Annotated in this window: 1 protein-coding gene and 1 pseudogene; one reads left to right on the top strand and one right to left on the bottom strand. The window is 44.5% G+C overall.

The genetic code is table 11. The features are described 5' to 3' along the window. Positions 1-335, top strand: a pseudogene (locus ABJV04_RS19675) (DNA mismatch repair protein); the annotation flags it as partial. 343 nt (positions 336-678) lie between these two features. On the opposite strand, the gene ABJV04_RS19670 reads toward ABJV04_RS19675, so the two are convergent. Continuing rightward, complete coding sequence (locus ABJV04_RS19670; RefSeq protein WP_348493299.1) at positions 679-1908, bottom strand: MFS transporter; 1230 nt, start codon at positions 1906-1908, stop codon at positions 679-681. Between the last annotated feature and the right edge of the window lie 604 nt (positions 1909-2512).

Below are 2512 nucleotides of genomic sequence, written 5' to 3'. Positions count from 1 at the left end.
CTAGTGACGAAAGGTTTTTGCACTTAGACACCCGTTGGAGTTTCTGGGTAATCTCCAATGATCTGGATAACTTTGCAACAATGAGAACGCGGCAAAGCGGTCGTCCTAGGGGGCAAATATATCAGTCAGAAGACGGAAAAGTTGAAATCTGGGTGAAAAGCTGGGCCGAAGTAATTGAAGAAAGTAAGGCTAGGATGAGATTTGTGCAGGAGCACCTGCAAGCAAATGTAGACAAAGAAAGCTCATTGAAATATTTGGCAAAAACTTACGAAAAGTACCTAGTTGGTGTAGTCGACACCTCCGAAATGGACGTTGAAGTTGATGCCGCTGAGTAACCTTTAAAGTCTCTCCGGGGGATGCAACGGGGGCTTTGCCCCCTTGTCAAGAAGGTGCGGTGTCATACACTCGCACACATCTTGCGAAACGTATCTGTTACTTACGTATACTGGGAGTCCCAATAGAGCTGGAGCGGAACGTGAACCAAATTAAACTGCCTTTGCTCGCGAGTGATGAGCAATCCCTCAAGCACTTGAACGATCTTTAGTCACGAACGTCACGATATAAACCAGAAACAGTAATTTGCCCATTTTTTAAGTGAATTACGCATGGCCGTATCCGTTTATCGTTACTCCAAGTCGGTTCAAATATAGAATGTTATCCCGAATTCATGGATAAAAGCTACGCCTCCTTGAAGCGCTCATCGGGTATTTTTATTTGAGAACGACCAAGAAGTATCGCAGCAATCCCATAGCAAGTTGCCACAGCTAGAAACAATCCCTGGATACCCCAATAACTTTCAATCAAGATTAACAAGGGCACGCCAACTAAATTTCCTAGATTACCTAACTGTGTCATCGCGCCGTGAGCAAGAATTTGGTTGGTCGGCGCGTAATTCAACTGTGGTATGCTGGCATAGCTAGCACCCTGGATAATGCCCAAAACTCCAAACAAAGCAGCAAGCAGCAGCATATTCTCGGATTGCAATATTAGCAAACAGCATAGTGCGGCAGCCATGCAAAACCCAATTTTCGAAATTCTAATTGCGGGTAGTTTGGTTACCAACACGGCAACAACAAAAACAGATGTAAATACTGAAGCTAGGGGAAGAAACCCTACGATAAGCAAATTCTCACTAGTAGCATAGCTCGAAAGAACAGCAATTATTGAAACAAACGTAGGAGTATAGAAAAACCAGCCAACCGCAGGGGTTCGAATATTGGCTGGAACGTATGTGCTCGTGTGTTGGCGGCAGTACCACTGGATGGACTGTCGAAATCGAATACTCTCAAACCGAAGGCATATGGCACCCTCAATATTGGTCGACGGCTGTGCCCCATAAGGAGCATCTGTTTTCCGCGGCAAATAGGCGAATAGCGCCAAAGTGACGACCGCAGTAAAGCATGCATGGGTTAGAAATATTGAGCTTTGACCATATCGCTCCAAAAGTGGTGCTCCGAGCCAAGAAGTTAAAGCAAAAGCAACTCCGTAGAAAGTGCCCCAGAGCAACATAACAAGGCCGCGCATTTTTTTTGTAACGATAAGACTCATCAATGTTGGCGCTACAATCACAATGCCCAAATGAGATAATCCCTCCACTATTCGAGCTGCCAACATCAAGCCAAAAGAGGGAAGAGTGTACTGCAACATTGAGCATCCGATTGCCAAAATACAGCAACTAAAAAGTGTTCTTGTAATACCCAAAAGGGCAGGCAAGGCTGTAACAACCGCTCCTAAGGCGACGGCTAAAAGCCCAATGGCTGAGATCAAAACCCCTACACTACTTTCTGGTACACCATAATACTCCGAGAGTGGCTTGAGCGTTAGCGTCATCTTTGAGACCTGAACCGCAGCAGCTACCCCTAAACACCAAAGAAGCGCGGTCGAGACTACTATCCTAAAATTCAACATTAATTTATTCCAATTTCAATTAGGCAATCCACCTGGCAATCAACGTGATGTTGGTTTCTGGGTATTGCTAATGCAACGGTGAGGTTCTTTCCGAAACTGATAGATAAAGGTGCGTTTTCTCCCTATGCGGGAGTGACAAAAAAAAGTTTCTCCTTCCTATTGCAAGATGCAGAAGTAACTGCAATCTAGAAAACCAGATTCGCTCATTTTTTTTGAAGCAAATTTTACCTGATCTGATTAGTACGGAGATAGCCAATACACTGATTGAACTTTTCGTTTTTTATCGTACTCAATGCACACTGAATTGGCTACTGCGGTCGGACGTGAGCATTTCTATTTTTCACTACTGAACAACGTCCGGACGCAAAAATAGCCGCGTTACAAGGCCCAAAGCTTATGCAATCCGGAATTATCAAACTACGACGCGCAACCTCGCAGGTTGCGCGAAAGGAAATTTATGTTCTATTCAGAAATGCAAGCTTGCATAGATCAACAAAAAACATTCTTTGCCCGAGGGCATTCGGGTTGTATCTTCGCCGCCCATGCAGCCAAACAAGATAAAGAAGTGGGTTGGACTACTACTGTTTGCAGCAAAATCAACACT

The sequence above is a fragment of the Aliiglaciecola sp. genome (assembly GCF_039982535.1).
In the GTDB taxonomy this organism is placed as follows: Bacteria; Pseudomonadota; Gammaproteobacteria; order Enterobacterales; family Alteromonadaceae; genus Aliiglaciecola.
The sequence above is the reverse complement of the archived record's forward strand: the minus strand, read 5'-3'. Positions and strand labels throughout refer to the sequence as shown.

Bases quoted from the DNA above. Each gene is read 5' to 3' on its own strand.
- ABJV04_RS19670 (WP_348493299.1), bottom strand. From the start codon at position 1,908: ATGTTGAATTTTAGGATAGTAGTCTCGACCGCGCTTCTTTGGTGTTTA.